General features: G+C 44.2%; 18 protein-coding genes. 13 read left to right on the top strand and 5 right to left on the bottom strand.

Features of this window, described 5'->3' with window-relative positions; translation table 11 throughout:
* Positions 1-38 precede the first annotated feature (38 nt).
* The 3 genes from NCCP2331_RS14330 to NCCP2331_RS14320 are packed head-to-tail and all read left to right on the top strand — an operon-like array spanning position 39 to position 3,543.
* The gene (locus NCCP2331_RS14330; protein WP_251671554.1) at positions 39-683 is read left to right on the top strand and encodes a helix-hairpin-helix domain-containing protein; all 645 of its coding nucleotides are present in this window, start codon (positions 39-41) and stop codon (positions 681-683) included.
* A gap of 17 nt (positions 684-700) precedes the next feature.
* On the top strand, positions 701-1,264 hold the full coding sequence (locus NCCP2331_RS14325; RefSeq protein ID WP_251671552.1) for a ComE operon protein 2: 564 nt from the start codon (positions 701-703) through the stop codon (positions 1,262-1,264).
* 17 nt (positions 1,265-1,281) lie between these two features.
* Complete coding sequence (locus NCCP2331_RS14320) at positions 1,282-3,543, top strand: DNA internalization-related competence protein ComEC/Rec2 (protein WP_251671550.1); 2,262 nt, start codon at positions 1,282-1,284, stop codon at positions 3,541-3,543.
* Between the two features lie 63 nt (positions 3,544-3,606).
* Here NCCP2331_RS14320 and NCCP2331_RS14315 read toward each other — a convergent pair whose 3' ends face one another.
* Both NCCP2331_RS14315 and NCCP2331_RS14310 read right to left on the bottom strand, forming a co-directional pair.
* Entirely contained in the window at positions 3,607-3,741 is a 135-nt protein-coding gene (locus NCCP2331_RS14315) for a YqzM family protein (protein WP_251671548.1), read from the bottom strand.
* 133 nt (positions 3,742-3,874) lie between these two features.
* Positions 3,875-4,036, bottom strand: a complete 162-nt coding sequence (locus NCCP2331_RS14310) for a hypothetical protein (RefSeq protein WP_251671546.1) — start codon at positions 4,034-4,036, stop codon at positions 3,875-3,877.
* A 105-nt stretch (positions 4,037-4,141) separates the two neighbouring features.
* On the opposite strand from NCCP2331_RS14310, the gene holA reads away from it, so the two are divergent.
* Entirely contained in the window at positions 4,142-5,149 is a 1,008-nt protein-coding gene (gene holA / locus NCCP2331_RS14305; protein WP_251671544.1) for a DNA polymerase III subunit delta, read from the top strand.
* Between the two features lie 72 nt (positions 5,150-5,221).
* On the opposite strand, the gene rpsT is transcribed toward holA, so the two are convergent.
* A complete protein-coding gene (gene rpsT, locus NCCP2331_RS14300; protein WP_251671542.1) occupies positions 5,222-5,473 on the bottom strand; it encodes a 30S ribosomal protein S20 in 252 nt (83 codons plus the stop codon).
* 195 nt (positions 5,474-5,668) lie between these two features.
* Here rpsT and gpr point away from each other — a divergent pair, with 195 nt between their 5' ends.
* From gpr to lepA, 3 genes are all read left to right on the top strand, one after another.
* The gene (gene gpr, locus NCCP2331_RS14295; protein WP_251671540.1) at positions 5,669-6,706 is read left to right on the top strand and encodes a GPR endopeptidase; all 1,038 of its coding nucleotides are present in this window, start codon (positions 5,669-5,671) and stop codon (positions 6,704-6,706) included.
* Between the two features lie 56 nt (positions 6,707-6,762).
* On the top strand, positions 6,763-7,563 hold the full coding sequence (gene spoIIP, locus NCCP2331_RS14290; RefSeq protein WP_251671538.1) for a stage II sporulation protein P: 801 nt from the start codon (positions 6,763-6,765) through the stop codon (positions 7,561-7,563).
* 83 nt (positions 7,564-7,646) lie between these two features.
* Positions 7,647-9,470, top strand: coding sequence for a translation elongation factor 4 (gene lepA / locus NCCP2331_RS14285; RefSeq protein ID WP_153722288.1), 1,824 nt, complete (start codon positions 7,647-7,649; stop codon positions 9,468-9,470).
* A gap of 111 nt (positions 9,471-9,581) precedes the next feature.
* Here lepA and NCCP2331_RS14280 read toward each other — a convergent pair whose 3' ends face one another.
* Positions 9,582-10,721, bottom strand: coding sequence for a tyrosine-type recombinase/integrase (locus NCCP2331_RS14280; RefSeq protein WP_251671536.1), 1,140 nt, complete (start codon positions 10,719-10,721; stop codon positions 9,582-9,584).
* A gap of 92 nt (positions 10,722-10,813) precedes the next feature.
* A complete protein-coding gene (locus NCCP2331_RS14275; protein WP_251671534.1) occupies positions 10,814-11,458 on the bottom strand; it encodes a LexA family protein in 645 nt (214 codons plus the stop codon).
* 145 nt (positions 11,459-11,603) lie between these two features.
* Between NCCP2331_RS14275 and NCCP2331_RS14270 the strand changes: the two genes are divergently transcribed.
* From NCCP2331_RS14270 to NCCP2331_RS14245, 6 genes are all read left to right on the top strand, one after another.
* On the top strand, positions 11,604-11,795 hold the full coding sequence (locus NCCP2331_RS14270) for a helix-turn-helix transcriptional regulator (protein ID WP_251671532.1): 192 nt from the start codon (positions 11,604-11,606) through the stop codon (positions 11,793-11,795).
* Positions 11,796-11,886: 91 nt separating this feature from the next.
* Positions 11,887-12,129: a helix-turn-helix domain-containing protein gene (locus NCCP2331_RS14265; RefSeq protein ID WP_251671530.1), complete on the top strand. Its 243-nt coding sequence runs from the start codon at positions 11,887-11,889 to the stop codon at positions 12,127-12,129.
* Positions 12,126-12,353 (top strand): hypothetical protein, encoded by a 228-nt coding sequence (locus NCCP2331_RS14260; protein WP_251671529.1) that lies wholly within the window; start codon positions 12,126-12,128, stop codon positions 12,351-12,353. The genes NCCP2331_RS14265 and NCCP2331_RS14260 overlap by 4 nt, the downstream gene beginning before the upstream one ends.
* A complete protein-coding gene (locus NCCP2331_RS14255) occupies positions 12,350-12,673 on the top strand; it encodes a hypothetical protein (protein ID WP_251671527.1) in 324 nt (107 codons plus the stop codon). Before NCCP2331_RS14260 ends, NCCP2331_RS14255 begins: the two co-directional genes overlap by 4 nt.
* Complete coding sequence (locus NCCP2331_RS14250; RefSeq protein WP_251671525.1) at positions 12,670-12,882, top strand: hypothetical protein; 213 nt, start codon at positions 12,670-12,672, stop codon at positions 12,880-12,882. Before NCCP2331_RS14255 ends, NCCP2331_RS14250 begins: the two co-directional genes overlap by 4 nt.
* Entirely contained in the window at positions 12,883-13,158 is a 276-nt protein-coding gene (locus NCCP2331_RS14245) for a hypothetical protein (protein WP_251671523.1), read from the top strand.
* Positions 13,159-13,252 lie beyond the last annotated feature (94 nt).

Here is a 13,252-nt window from a genome sequence, read left to right as displayed (position 1 = left end):
GGAAGACTCCATACGGTTCCGAAAGAAAGGATGTTTGAATGATCCGTTCATTCCTTACCGAACAATGGCGTAAATTACTCATTCCTATTGCAGCAATCGCTGTATTATCCTCAGTTCTGTTCTTTCCCCGAGAACAAGCGGACATAACTTCCGAAGAACGAGGGCTAACCCTTTTCGAAACAATTGAAGAACCGGCCGAAGAAATGGAAACGCCTGCTGAAATATTGTCAGAAGTTGCTGTGTTGCCTATTTTAGTCGATGTCAAAGGTGCGGTGAAACATCCGGGTCTCTATTCATTGACAGAAGGAGACAGGCTCCACGACGCTGTAGAGAAGGCGGGAGGCTACAGAGACGATGCAGATACACGTCTGCTGAATCATGCCCAGAAACTGCAGGATGAATCGGTTGTCTATGTACCCGTCGCAGGAGAAGAGCCTCCGGTGTTCGAGCAGCCTTCAACCGCTGCGGCTGGCGGCGACGGTTCTGATTCAGCCTTGATTAATATTAATACGGCCAATGAAACTGAATTCCAGCAACTGCCGGGTATCGGTCCGTCCAAAGCGACAGCGATCGTAAAATACCGTGAAGCGAACGGGGCATTTTCCCAGCTGGACGGCTTAAAAGAAGTTTCAGGAATTGGTGATAAAACATTTGAAAAATTAGAAGCGTTAATTACGCTTTGATAGATGGAGGCAACCGTATGGAGCGAATTACATGGGACCAGTTCTTCATGGCGCAAAGTCATCTGCTGGCGATGCGCAGCACATGCACACGTCTGTCTGTCGGGTCGATTTTAGTGCGCGATCAGCGGATTATTGCAGGCGGCTATAACGGATCAATCTCCGGCGGCGATCATTGTATCGAGCATGGCTGTTATGTGGTCGATAATCATTGCGTCAGGACAATCCATTCCGAAATGAACGCCTTGCTGCAATGTGCGAAATATGGAATTCCCGTAACGGATGCGACGATTTATGTGACGCATTTTCCATGTCTGCAATGCAGTAAAGCGCTGATTCAGGCCGGCATCCAACGTGTGAATTATGCGGAAGACTACCGTAACAGCGAATATGCGCTGGAGCTTTTTGCACAGGCGGGCGTAGAAGTGGAAAAAATACCGTTTGATGAGCGTTCCATCGACTTCGCAAGTGAAGGGAAGTTCTCCCTGTTCAGCGAAATGCTCGTGAAGATGCAGTCGCTTGGCGCCGACGATGAAGAATTGGATGCCCTTCAGCAAAGGGTGAACGATTTATTTGGCAAATAATCCGATCGATACGTTGGATGTATGCAGCGATTCCGATAGCCATTTCCGCGTTTGCTGCGGAAATCTCGGAATCGCTTCTATTACTTAATCTATTATTCCTCATACCCTTCCTCATTTTGCGAAAAGATTCTGTTCATCTTGTGTTAACAGGAGTCATCGTCTGTTCCTCTTTTATGTATTTCTCCAAAGCTGTCCCGCCTTTATCAGTCACTGCTGCTTCATCCTTTCAATGGAATGACCAAGTAAAAATTGACGGCGGTAAAATAAAAGGTTTTGCCAGGCTTTCTGATGGCACGACAGTTTATTTAATGTATGCTCTACAATCGGAGAGTGAAAAAAAGAAATTCCAGTCAATAAACTTAGCAGCCTATCAATTTACAGCTGATTTTGAGCAGAAAGAATTGGAACCGGCTGCTCATCGCTTTGCATTTGATATGGAACGTTATCTGCGTATGAACGGGGCAGCCGGTATTCTGGAAGTTACAGCACTGCACTCGGTGGAAGAAGTTTCAACAGTCCGCAGCCGTTTATCAAACTACCGGTATCAATTAAAACAGCATATTTCTGAGCGCTTTCCTGCATCACTTGTTACGGAAGCGGAAGCGCTGTTAATCGGCGACCGCTCGGGGATGGACAGCGAGCTTCAGAAACAGTATCAAACTCTTGGCATTACGCATTTATTCGCCATCTCAGGTCTGCATGTCGGACTGCTGACATTTTTCATTCGAACGATACTTTTGCGTGCGGGTTTCCGCAGGGAGTGGGTGACGTATTTCCTTCTGGGGTTTCTGCCGATCTATGCGTGTATTGCAGGGGGAGCGCCGTCCGTGTGGCGTGCCGTATCCGTTACGATGATTTTGCTGCTGGCCGTCTCTGGAAAACTCCGGCTGAGACTCGATGATGCGCTTGCGTTAAGTGCTGCCTGTTTCATCATTCTGCAGCCGCATGTCGTATTTCAGCCGGGTTTTCAGTTATCTTATCTAGCGGCTTTTTCCTTGCTTTATTCTTCCGCGATTCTTCAACAAGCTAAAAATGGCCTTCATGTATCATTTTTAGTAACAGTTATTACGCAAGTGGCACTCTATCCAGTTTTGCTGTACCATTTCTATGAATTATCGCTGTCTTCCTTTGCTGTCAACCTTCTCTACGTACCCCTTTATTCCGTTTTCATTCTGCCTGCGAATCTACTGTTGCTTGCGTGCAGTTTTATCATGCCGCCTGCTGCCCGGCTGTTATTCAGTATCTATGAGCCGATTCGCGCTGCAATAGGCAGCTTTACCTCATGGCTTGCTTCTTTTCCTTTTCAGATGTGGACGCCCGGTCAGCCTGACGGAATCGGAAGTATAGCGGCAGTTGCGGGAATTCTAATTTTTTTAGTCTGTCTTGAGAAGAAAAAGTCGGTCGTATTTGGACTCATCTGCTTGCTGCTTCCAGCTGTATTTTTAGAAATTAAGCCTTTGCTTCACCGTGATGTGATCATTTCGTATGTAGATGTCGGGCAAGGGGACAGTACAGTAATTGAGCTGCCGTTTCGCAAGGCTGTCTATGTAATCGATACCGGCGGGGTCGTTCATTTCGGTGAAAAGAATTGGAAGACGCCTGAAAAACCATTTGAAGTCGGGCGTAATATCATCGTTCCCTATCTCAAGGCCAAAGGAATCACTACAATCGACAAGTTGATGATCACACATGCTGACTTGGATCATATGGAAGGCGCAGATGAAGTATTGGAAGAATTACTAATAAAGGAAATCCAGATGCCGCCGGGCAGTGAGCAGGAAGATACGATGGAAGATGTGCTGCGGCTGGCAGTAGAGCAGAAGATTCCGCAAAAGCTTGTCCGTGAGGGAGTCAATTGGCGGATAGGTACATATGATTTTCTGTATGTGGCCCCAAGCGAAAGAGCGTACGAAGGAAATGACAGCTCATTGGTTTTGCTGATGAAAGCAGGAGAATGGACGTTTGTTTTTCCAGGAGACCTTGAAACGGATGGGGAAAAACGGCTGCTGAGCAGTTATAAGGGAGCAGATTTTGGACGAGTGATCTTAAAGGCAGGCCATCATGGCAGTAAGACATCAAGTACTGAGCCGTTTATTCGTTTCTTGATGCCGGAACTTGCTATTATATCTGCAGGACGCAACAGCCGTTATGGACATCCGCATGCTGAAGTGACAGATCGTTTTGAAGAGTACGGCATACCCTATCTGTCGACTGCGGAAAATGGCACCATCGAGATTCGGGTACATAAAGATTCTTATTCATTGCAGTCTTCTCGTTAGGGTATGAAATACAAATAGACACAGCCGATAGGTAACGGCTGTGTCTATTTTATCCGATAATAATTAGCGGGCGACGAAATCGATAATCGTAGCAATAACAAAAATTGCTGAAAAACCGATAAACGAAACGATAAAGCCGATGCCTGAATCAATCGCGTCATTGCGCTTTGATTGTACATCATGTTCAAATTCATTCATTGCTACACCTCCTAATTCCATACTAAGTATAGATGAAAGTGAATTAAAAATCCATAAAAATCGCAGTTTAATGGACGCGCAATGAACGATGACACAATTTGTTCAAAGAATGGATAAGGAAGCTGCCGTTATTTTAATAATATTTGTCTTTTTCCGCCTTTTCCCGATGGTTCGGTGTCATCGGCTGCTGTTTTGGCTGTAAGTGATCCAGTTCCGCAAGCTCCAGTGAGATTTCTTCTTTTTCATTTAATTTCTTTCCGGAGTTTTTTACAGCAACTTTTTTATTTCGATTCATTTTGAAAAACCTCCTTTACTGCTTAGTATGATGGTGGATGAACAATTCATGTATCTGCTTCAAAGGTTTTTACGATATACTAATAAAATAGTCGAGGTGAAAATCATGGTGACAAAAATTTGGAATGAAATTGAGAAAGGCGATGTGCAGCCGGTCTATTTATTGACGGGCACAGAGCAGCATTTGATAGATGAGACAGTTAAACGGCTGATCCGTGCTGTGCCGGGAATGACTGCATCTGAAGTGAATCGCTTTGATTTAGAAGAAGTGCCGGTACAGACGGTGCTCGAAGTAGCGGATGAATTGCCTTTTCTGGTAGATCATAAACTGATAGTTGCGAAAAACAGTACTTTTTTAAAAGCGACGGATAATTCGAAGGAAAAGCAGCCGCATCAACTGGAACTGCTGGAAAAGTGGCTGGAAAATCCATCTCCTACTTCAACCGTTGTGTTTGTGGCGCCGTATGAGAAATTGGATGCCCGTAAAAAGATTACAAAAAAAATTAAAAAGCATGCAGTGGTGCTGGAGGCAGTGGCGCTGCAAGGACAGGATATGACGACTTGGATCATGCAGCAGAGCCGGGATAAAGGGGTGACTATCGATAAGAAAGAAGCGGCGTTTCTCATTGAAATGGCTGGTTCCGATCTATTGATGCTGTCGACTGAAATAGATAAAATAGCAGGGTATCTGGCGTTTTCCGGAACGGTTACTGAGGATATTATTGAACAGCTCGTACCGCGGACACCTGAAATGGATGTTTTTCGTCTGACGGATTCATTCGTCAATAACAGGAGAGCGGAATCATTGTCTGTTTATCATGATTTGCTTCGCAACGGTGAAGAGCCGATTATGCTCTCTTCGTTAATTGCCAGTCAGGTACGGCTGATGATTCATATCGTGAATCTGCGGAAGAAAGGCTATCAGCAACAGCAAATTGCCACGACGCTTCACATTCATCCGTACCGGGTGAAATTGATGATGCAAAAAAGTCTGCCGGCTATGACTGTTCTGATGAAAGCGCTGGATGATCTGGCGACGATCGATCTGCAGCTTAAGACGATGAGCGGCAACCGGCAGCGGCGCTTGGAATTATTTTTGATGAATGGTTTGTAACACAATGAAATGTTCCGCAAATAATATAAAAAAAGACTGCCATCATATGAGTGGCAGTCTTTTAATATTTCATTATTGAGCTTTTTTAGTTAAGCGTGATTTTTGACGAGCTGCAGTGTTTTTATGGATAAGACCTTTACGAGCAGCAGTATCCACTTTTTTTACAGCATCCTTCAAAAGCGCTTGTGCGTTTTCATCTTCACTGATGATCGCAGCGTCCGCTTTACGGATTGCTGTACGCATAGCAGCTTTCACATGTGAGTTTTGCACGTTAGCAGCGTTACTTTGTTTCACGCGTTTAATTGCACCTTTAATGTTTGGCATTTCATTCACCTCCAGCTTTCAGGTAAGGCAAGAGTGTTTCCACTATCATCCGGACATCTCTTTACAACAAGCATAATTTTAACAAAGCTCATGAAAGAATGCAAGAAAAAAAGGTAAAGTATATCAGCTTTACAGCAATCTTTTTCAGAATAATCACCGCTGATTTGCACAAGCTTTATATAAGAGGTGATTATCATGACGGAAATTAATTATTATCGGACAGATTTAATTGATGAAAGTGATGAATTTGTCAGGCATCAAGGAGCAAATGAAGAGAAAAAACTGAAAAAGATGTCAGGTATATCTGTAGAAGAACAGACGATTGGCCGAATAAAAGCGACAACTGTGAAAGTAACAGCAGAAGGCGAGGAAGAGATTGGAAAAGCGAAAGGTACATACATTACGCTGACTATCCCGACTCTCGCTGTTCATGAAATCGATGAATTAAAAAAGCTTTGTGATACAGTCGTTGAAAAAATGGATAATTTGCTGAAAGAAAAACTGGACGGCAATTTTGATAAAATCCTTTTTATCGGACTTGGCAACCCGGATATCACGCCGGATGCTGTAGGTCCTGTGACAATGGGATTTGTGAAAGAAGTTATTCCGGATTATTACGAAGAGGATGACAGTGGAATCTTGGTTTATGCACCCGGCGTGACAATTCAGACCGGTCTGGAGACAGCATCATTCGTTAAGGCCATCGTAGAAGAAGCAAAACCCGATGTCTTGATTGTCGTCGATGCACTGGCTGCCAGAAGCAGTTCTCGGCTGTGCAGAACCGTACAGCTGACAGACACGGGTATCCATCCCGGCTCGGGCGTCGGAAACAGCAGGAAGGAGTTGTCCGAAAACAGCCTTGGAATTCCTGTGATTGCGATTGGTGTGCCGACCGTCGTGGACGGGCCGGTGCTTGTAGCGGACGCGATCGATACGATGTTCGGCTATATCGCCGCGAAAATAGAGGAGGAGGGCATGCCGTCATCTAAACTGGCGACTCCGCGTTTTGCCCAGCGGTCGACGAATGACGCGGACCGTACTTCATTGGCTCCGATTTTTGGCGACTGGTCCTCGTGGTCGCATGAAGAACGGATTCAGCTATTTGAAGAAGTCCTGACACAGCAAGAATTATCAACTTTCATTTCACCAAAAGAAATTGATTCGTGGGTCGCGCAGTATGCAACCTCCCTTTCCAGTTCTTTATTAAATTGGATTAGAAAAGTCAAAGAATAATTCAGTCATGGTCCTTTTTTCTTCTGCATACAGTGGAAGATAGAGGAGGGAGCATCATGAAAAAAACTTTGCAAATCTGGATGAGCGTCATATTCCTGCTATTCATCTTCCCTGTCGTTCTGCAGTTCCTGCCTAAAGAACCGACAATTCCACCTGCTTTCTCATTGAAGGAACCAAGCATGATTGTCTATGCATCAAATATTCTGGAAGAAGATATCGAGCCGAAAGTGGAAGGGAATGTGCTGATTTATTCGACGCATTCCCATGAAGCGTATGAACCGATTACGAAAGCGGCTAATGGAAAAATAGCTGCGTCCCACCATTCAGAAAATATTATGAAGGTCGGCAGTAAACTGAAGGACAATCTGAACGTTAATGGTGTGACAGCTGAGCAGCTGGATCTTGATATCGTCAAAATTATGCAGAAGGAAAAAATTCCTTATCACCGGTCTTACGCAGCCATTCGTCCGTATGTCAAGGAAAAGGTAGAGCAGCAGCCGTATGATCTCGTGATCGATCTGCACCGGGATTCATTGGGACCGTCAAGGTCGACAATCACTCATGCGAACGAGCGCTATGCCAAAGTCGGTTTTGTGGTAGGCAAAGATCATCCTTTCTTTGAAAAGAATTTAAGCAAAGCAAAACAATTAAAAGATCAAATGGAACAGCGTGTGCCTGGATTAACGAGGGAAATCATTATTAAAGGCGGACGTGGAGTTGACGGTAAATACAATCAGGACCTCGATACCAGCATGATTCTGATTGAGCTTGGCGGCGTCGGGAATACGGAAACTGAACTAAACCATACCATTTCAGTCATCGGAGAATCTGTTTCTGCCTTATTAACTGTGCAATAACCTCTCAAATATTGAAGTCTGCAAGGTTCACTGCTATAATTCAATTAGTCTAAATAGGTTCGTAAACGTAGGAGTGAACAGGGATGAATCAAGAGCAGAGAGCAGCACGTCAGAAGAACATACGGAATTTTTCTATCATCGCCCATATCGATCATGGGAAATCGACGTTAGCTGATCGTATTTTAGAAAAAACAGAAACCGTCAGCAAGCGTAATATGAAATCACAGACATTGGATTCCATGGACTTGGAACGTGAACGCGGCATTACGATTAAACTGAATGCTGTCCAATTAACATACACCGCTAAAAATGGTGAAGATTATACATTTCATTTAATTGATACACCGGGTCACGTCGACTTTACGTATGAAGTTTCCAGAAGTCTGGCTGCTTGTGAAGGCGCCATTCTGGTCGTTGATGCAGCCCAGGGAATTGAAGCACAAACACTGGCCAACGTTTATCTGGCACTGGATAATGATTTGGAGATCCTGCCGGTAATCAATAAAATTGATCTTCCTGCCGCTGATCCTGAAAAGGTAAGACAAGAGGTGGAAGATGTCATCGGGCTTGATGCTTCAGAAGCGGTTCTGGCATCTGCCAAAGCCGGTATCGGCATCGATGAAATCCTGGAACAAATTGTAGAAAAAGTACCGGCTCCCGAGGGAGACCCTGATGCTCCTTTGAAAGCGCTGATTTTCGACTCGCATTATGATCAATATAAAGGGGTTATTGTGAACATCCGAATTGTCGAAGGCAGAGTAAAGCCCGGCGACAAAATTCGTATGATGGCAACAGGAAAAGAATTCGAAGTTCTCGAAACGGGTGTCTTTACCCCGACCATATCCATGCGTGATGAATTGACGGTAGGAGACGTCGGTTTCTTATCTGCGTCTATTAAAAACGTCGGTGACACGCGTGTCGGTGATACTGTGACCACAGTAGAGAACTCTGCAAGTGAGCCTTTGCCGGGTTACCGCCGCATGAATCCGATGGTGTTCTGCGGGCTCTATCCGATTGACACATCTAAATACAATGATTTGCGTGAAGCACTGGAAAAACTAGAACTGAATGACTCCGCTTTAGAATATGAAGCAGAAACATCCCAGGCGCTTGGTTTCGGCTATCGCTGCGGTTTCCTCGGCCTGCTGCATATGGAGATCATCCAGGAGCGGATCGAGCGTGAATTTAAGATTGACTTGATCACAACAGCACCAAGTGTTATTTATAAAGTGAATTTAACAGACGGTACGTCCATAAACGTCGATAATCCGTCTATGATGCCGACTGCACAAAAAGTTGATTACGTTGAAGAACCTTACGTCAAAGCATCTATCATGGTGCCGAACGATTACGTAGGGGCTGTTATGGAGTTATGCCAGCACAAACGCGGTGATTTCATTACCATGGATTATATGGACAGTACGCGTGTAAACGTTATTTATGAACTGCCGCTCGCGGAAATTGTGTACGATTTCTTCGACCAGCTGAAGTCCGGCACAAAGGGCTATGCATCTCTTGACTACGAGCTGATCGGCTATAAACGTTCGAAACTTGTAAAAATGGATATCTTGCTAAACGGTGAAAATGTCGATGCACTGAGCTTCATTGTCCATAATGATTTCAGCTACGAGCGCGGAAAAGCGATCGTCGAGAAGTTGAAATCTCTTATTCCGAGACAACAGTTTGAAGTGCCGGTTCAAGCGGCGATAGGACAGAAAATTGTAGCCCGTTCGACGATTAAATCAATGGGCAAGAACGTTCTTGCTAAATGTTACGGGGGAGATATATCCCGTAAACGAAAACTTCTTGAAAAGCAAAAGGAAGGTAAGAAGAAAATGAAGCAAGTCGGATCGGTAGAAGTGCCACAAGAGGCGTTCATGGCCGTTCTGAAGATGGATGAAGACTAAGTAGCGTAGGTATGCGGTTTATATTTTATTTATGATATGCAAATAAGTGTTTTGCCACCGTGGTGCCACCGTAGCGAGATTTCATGATGGCAACAGAGAGCAGGCGGCTGATCATTTCAGATTACGCATGGCCTGCTCAAATATATCGATTGTTTCATCTTGCATCTTCTGCGTTAAGTGTGAATAGGTGTCGATGGTTATTGCAGATCTGCTATGACCAAGACGCGCTTGGATGTCTTTCACCTTTGCGCCATTCTCCATCAGCATAGTTGCATGTGTATGACGTAAGCTGTGAAAATTAAATTCAATATTTATTTTTTCTTTCAGTTTTCGTGTATTATATTTAATAACAGAAGGCGTGATGATGCTACCACATTCTTTCACGCATACGTGATCTGATTCCGTATAATGAGCACCGTACTTGAGTTTATTTTTCTTAATCCAAGTACGGTGTTTTTTTAATATCTGTACGATAGTCTGGCCGAGGGGTATTTGACGCTCAGAAGAAGCTGTCTTGGTCGTGCCTAGTGTCCACTCCGTACCTACCTTTATCATCGCCTGCTCGACTGTCAAAGTGCCGCGCGCTAAATCCACATGCTTCCATTCTAGGCCACACACTTCGCTGACACGCAAACCTGCATGCAGTCCAATCTGGAAAGGGATATAAAGCGGATGATCTTCACTCAGATATTCCTGGATCTTTTTTAAGCTTTCCATCGGTAATATCTTCAAATCCTTCTCAGTAGACTTCCTTTGGTCGTATGACGGCATGATGACATATTGCATGGGATTCTCTTTAATAAAGCCCCATGGATGCACAGCGTGACGCAGGGCGTTGTTGACGACACTGGCAAAGATACTTAAGGACTTCTTCGCATAACCTTCTCTGTATAAGTCATTCACAAATTGCTGCAAGATAGCAGGTGTTAGAGAGCGCAGCCGATACTTCCCTAGCGCAGGTTTGATCTGTAGCCTGATGGCACTTTCATAGTTCATTTGCGTGTTATGCTTCAAGTTCACTTCTGCATATTCATTGAACCAGTAGTCCAGGAAGTCGGCCATGGTCATTGTAGACGGTTCAAAATGCATACCACTGTTTTCGTATTCAGTAATAGCCTTCCGTAGCGCACGCTCAGCTTCTTTCTTATCTGGCCCCACCACGCGCTCCACTCGCTGCCGTTTTCCATCCACCATCCCCAAATCAAAATAGTAATACCAGTTCTTTCCCCGTTTTCGCAATCCTCCGCGCATTTCAATCTTCTCCTTTCTGGATATAAAAACACCTATAAGAAAAGAGCAAACGAATGAGTCTGCTCTGTCTTTTTAATTACTAGCGCTAGTGATTAAAGATCTTGTGTGAATCGTATAGCTTTACCAATAATCCGGGCTGGGTTGTCCTCCGTAATTATGTACGGATCATGTGCTGGATTGTCAGGCATGAGTATGACCGTGTCACCTTGCTTGCGTACGCGTTTCAGAGTAGCATCTTCGTTGCCGTTCATTAGTACTGCTGCTATCTCTCCGTATTCCACCTCTGGCTGTTCTCTGATCAGTACATGCGATCCATTTGGTATGGTTGGTTCCATACTGTCACCTGTCGCTTCCAGATAGAAGGTAGTGCCGGATGGTAGCATGTCAGGTGATTCGTATCGATAACCCTTAATGTTTTCTTCCGCGAGTATCGGATCACCACATGCGATCTTGCCGAGAACAGGGATCCGGACTGTCGGAGGGGCTACCTCAATTAAATTTGATGGTTTACCTTCCGAAATTAAGGTTTGATCTGTCACCAAATCTGAATGTTTTACATTAAAGAATTCTGCTAATGCTTGAATTTTATCAATGCGCGGATACTTGATACCGCGAACCCAGTTAGATGCAGTCATTTCACTTACTCCAATTTTTTCAGCTAAAATCTTTTGGTCAATTCCTCTACTTTGTATTAAACTTTCAAGGTTATCAGCTAAAATTTCTCTTTGTGATTTCATTATCTCACCACCTTTCTACATCTATTGTAAACTATTAGTTTTGAAAAGGGAATACTTTTTGTTCAAATAATAAACTTTAAGTATTGACAATATACTTTAAGTTTATTATGATATATACAGAGTTCGACAAAGGTAGGTGAAGAATATGAAACTATCGCTTGAAGCATTACGGGTGAATGCCGGAATGACGCAGCAAGATGTAGCTGATCGTCTAGGCGTATCTCGTTCAACAGTAATCAAGTGGGAAGGCGGAATAGTTGAACCAAAAGAACTCGTCATTTATGCACTGGCGAAGCTTTACGAAGTGGAAATTGATACAATTCGTATCCCGGCCTAAAAGAATAATCACTGGTAAACTTTAAGTTTACAAGTTAGTCTTTTTATCAACTTTGATTAAAAAGAACAAATTATGAAGGGGGGAACCTTTAATGCATGAGTTACTGGACGTCTCAGAAGTAGCAAGGCGTTTAAAGTGCAACAAAAACACCGTATACGATTTAATTCGTTCCGGCAGACTTGTCGGATTGAAGTTGGGAAGAATGAAAGTTTCTACTATGGAGTTGAACGACTTCATGAAGAGGTACGCCGGTAAAGACGTGAGCGATCCACACCGGATCACTAATCTTCCGGGCGATATTGAAATTTTAAATGAAAGGAAGGAAGCACAATGACAACAAAAACACTACCAAATGTAACAGTAGAACAAATTCACATTCTGACGTACCGCCTGAAAAACATCCTGCAGCACAAAACACGGGACCACATCAAGCGGATGCGCCTGGACATCATGTTGGAGGATATCGAGCTGTTATATGGGCAGAATGCTATCAAGAATCATCCTGTAATCAATCAGTTCTATGAAACTATCCAGGAAGAAAGAGAGGCGGTCTCATGATCAGCTTGAATGAAGTGGCTACGTTAGCCAATCAACTTTCAGCAATCCGGGATGATTCCAAGACGGAATTATACCACGGCATCATACAAATCAGTGTAGGTGCTCAAAGTGTGGTCTTGCTTCAACTGGATACATTTCTTACGGAGTTTGTCGAATATGACGTGCAAGCTGATAAGGACATCGGCATTCGACTACACCAGTCCATTTTCGGCGTCAACTTCGAAACGTGGATAGCGGTTGGGGACGTGATCGAGCTGCGAGCCAGTATGCCGGAGCACCACGAGTATATTGTCCGACAGATTCAGGTGGAGACATTATGAACGTAGAAGGGGGCAAACGATCTAACTCTTGGCACGGCCCCGGTATAAGCTCGCTGCGTTGTCCGTATCCAGAGTGCGGGCATATGGCGCAAATTATCACAAAAGCTCATTGCCGTATAAATCACGACATGGAGCGCGAAGAGATTGCCGAAAAATACGGCTATCCAGTAACAGTAAAAATGAGACCAGCATTTAAAGGAGAGAGGTAAATGTTGCAGCAAGAACAACTAATTGATGGAAAGCCGGCCTACTTTATTACAGGTATCAAAGTAGATTTATATGGCCGCAAACGGTACAAATGCCGTTACACCTGTGAGTGCGGTAATAAAGGCAATCACTACATTCCGCTCGGTACCGACTATGTCACTTGCCACGTGTGCGAGTATCACAATTATGTGGAGCCTGCTGGACGGGTAGGGAAAGACGGCGTGCCTGCTCGGGACAAGCGCGGTAATTATTTTATTGCTTATGCATTTAGGTATTGAAGGGAGGTGAATCAAATGGGTGAATACGCAGAAATGATATTAGACGGCAGCTGTTGCGATCGATGCGGTGAGTTTCTAGGTAGTCCCTCTGGTT

The organism is Sporosarcina sp. NCCP-2331, assembly GCF_023707945.1.
GTDB classification, from domain to species: domain Bacteria; phylum Bacillota; class Bacilli; order Bacillales_A; family Planococcaceae; genus Sporosarcina; species Sporosarcina cascadiensis.
Note: the sequence above shows the minus strand (reverse complement) of the source record. Positions and strands in the feature narration are given on the sequence as shown.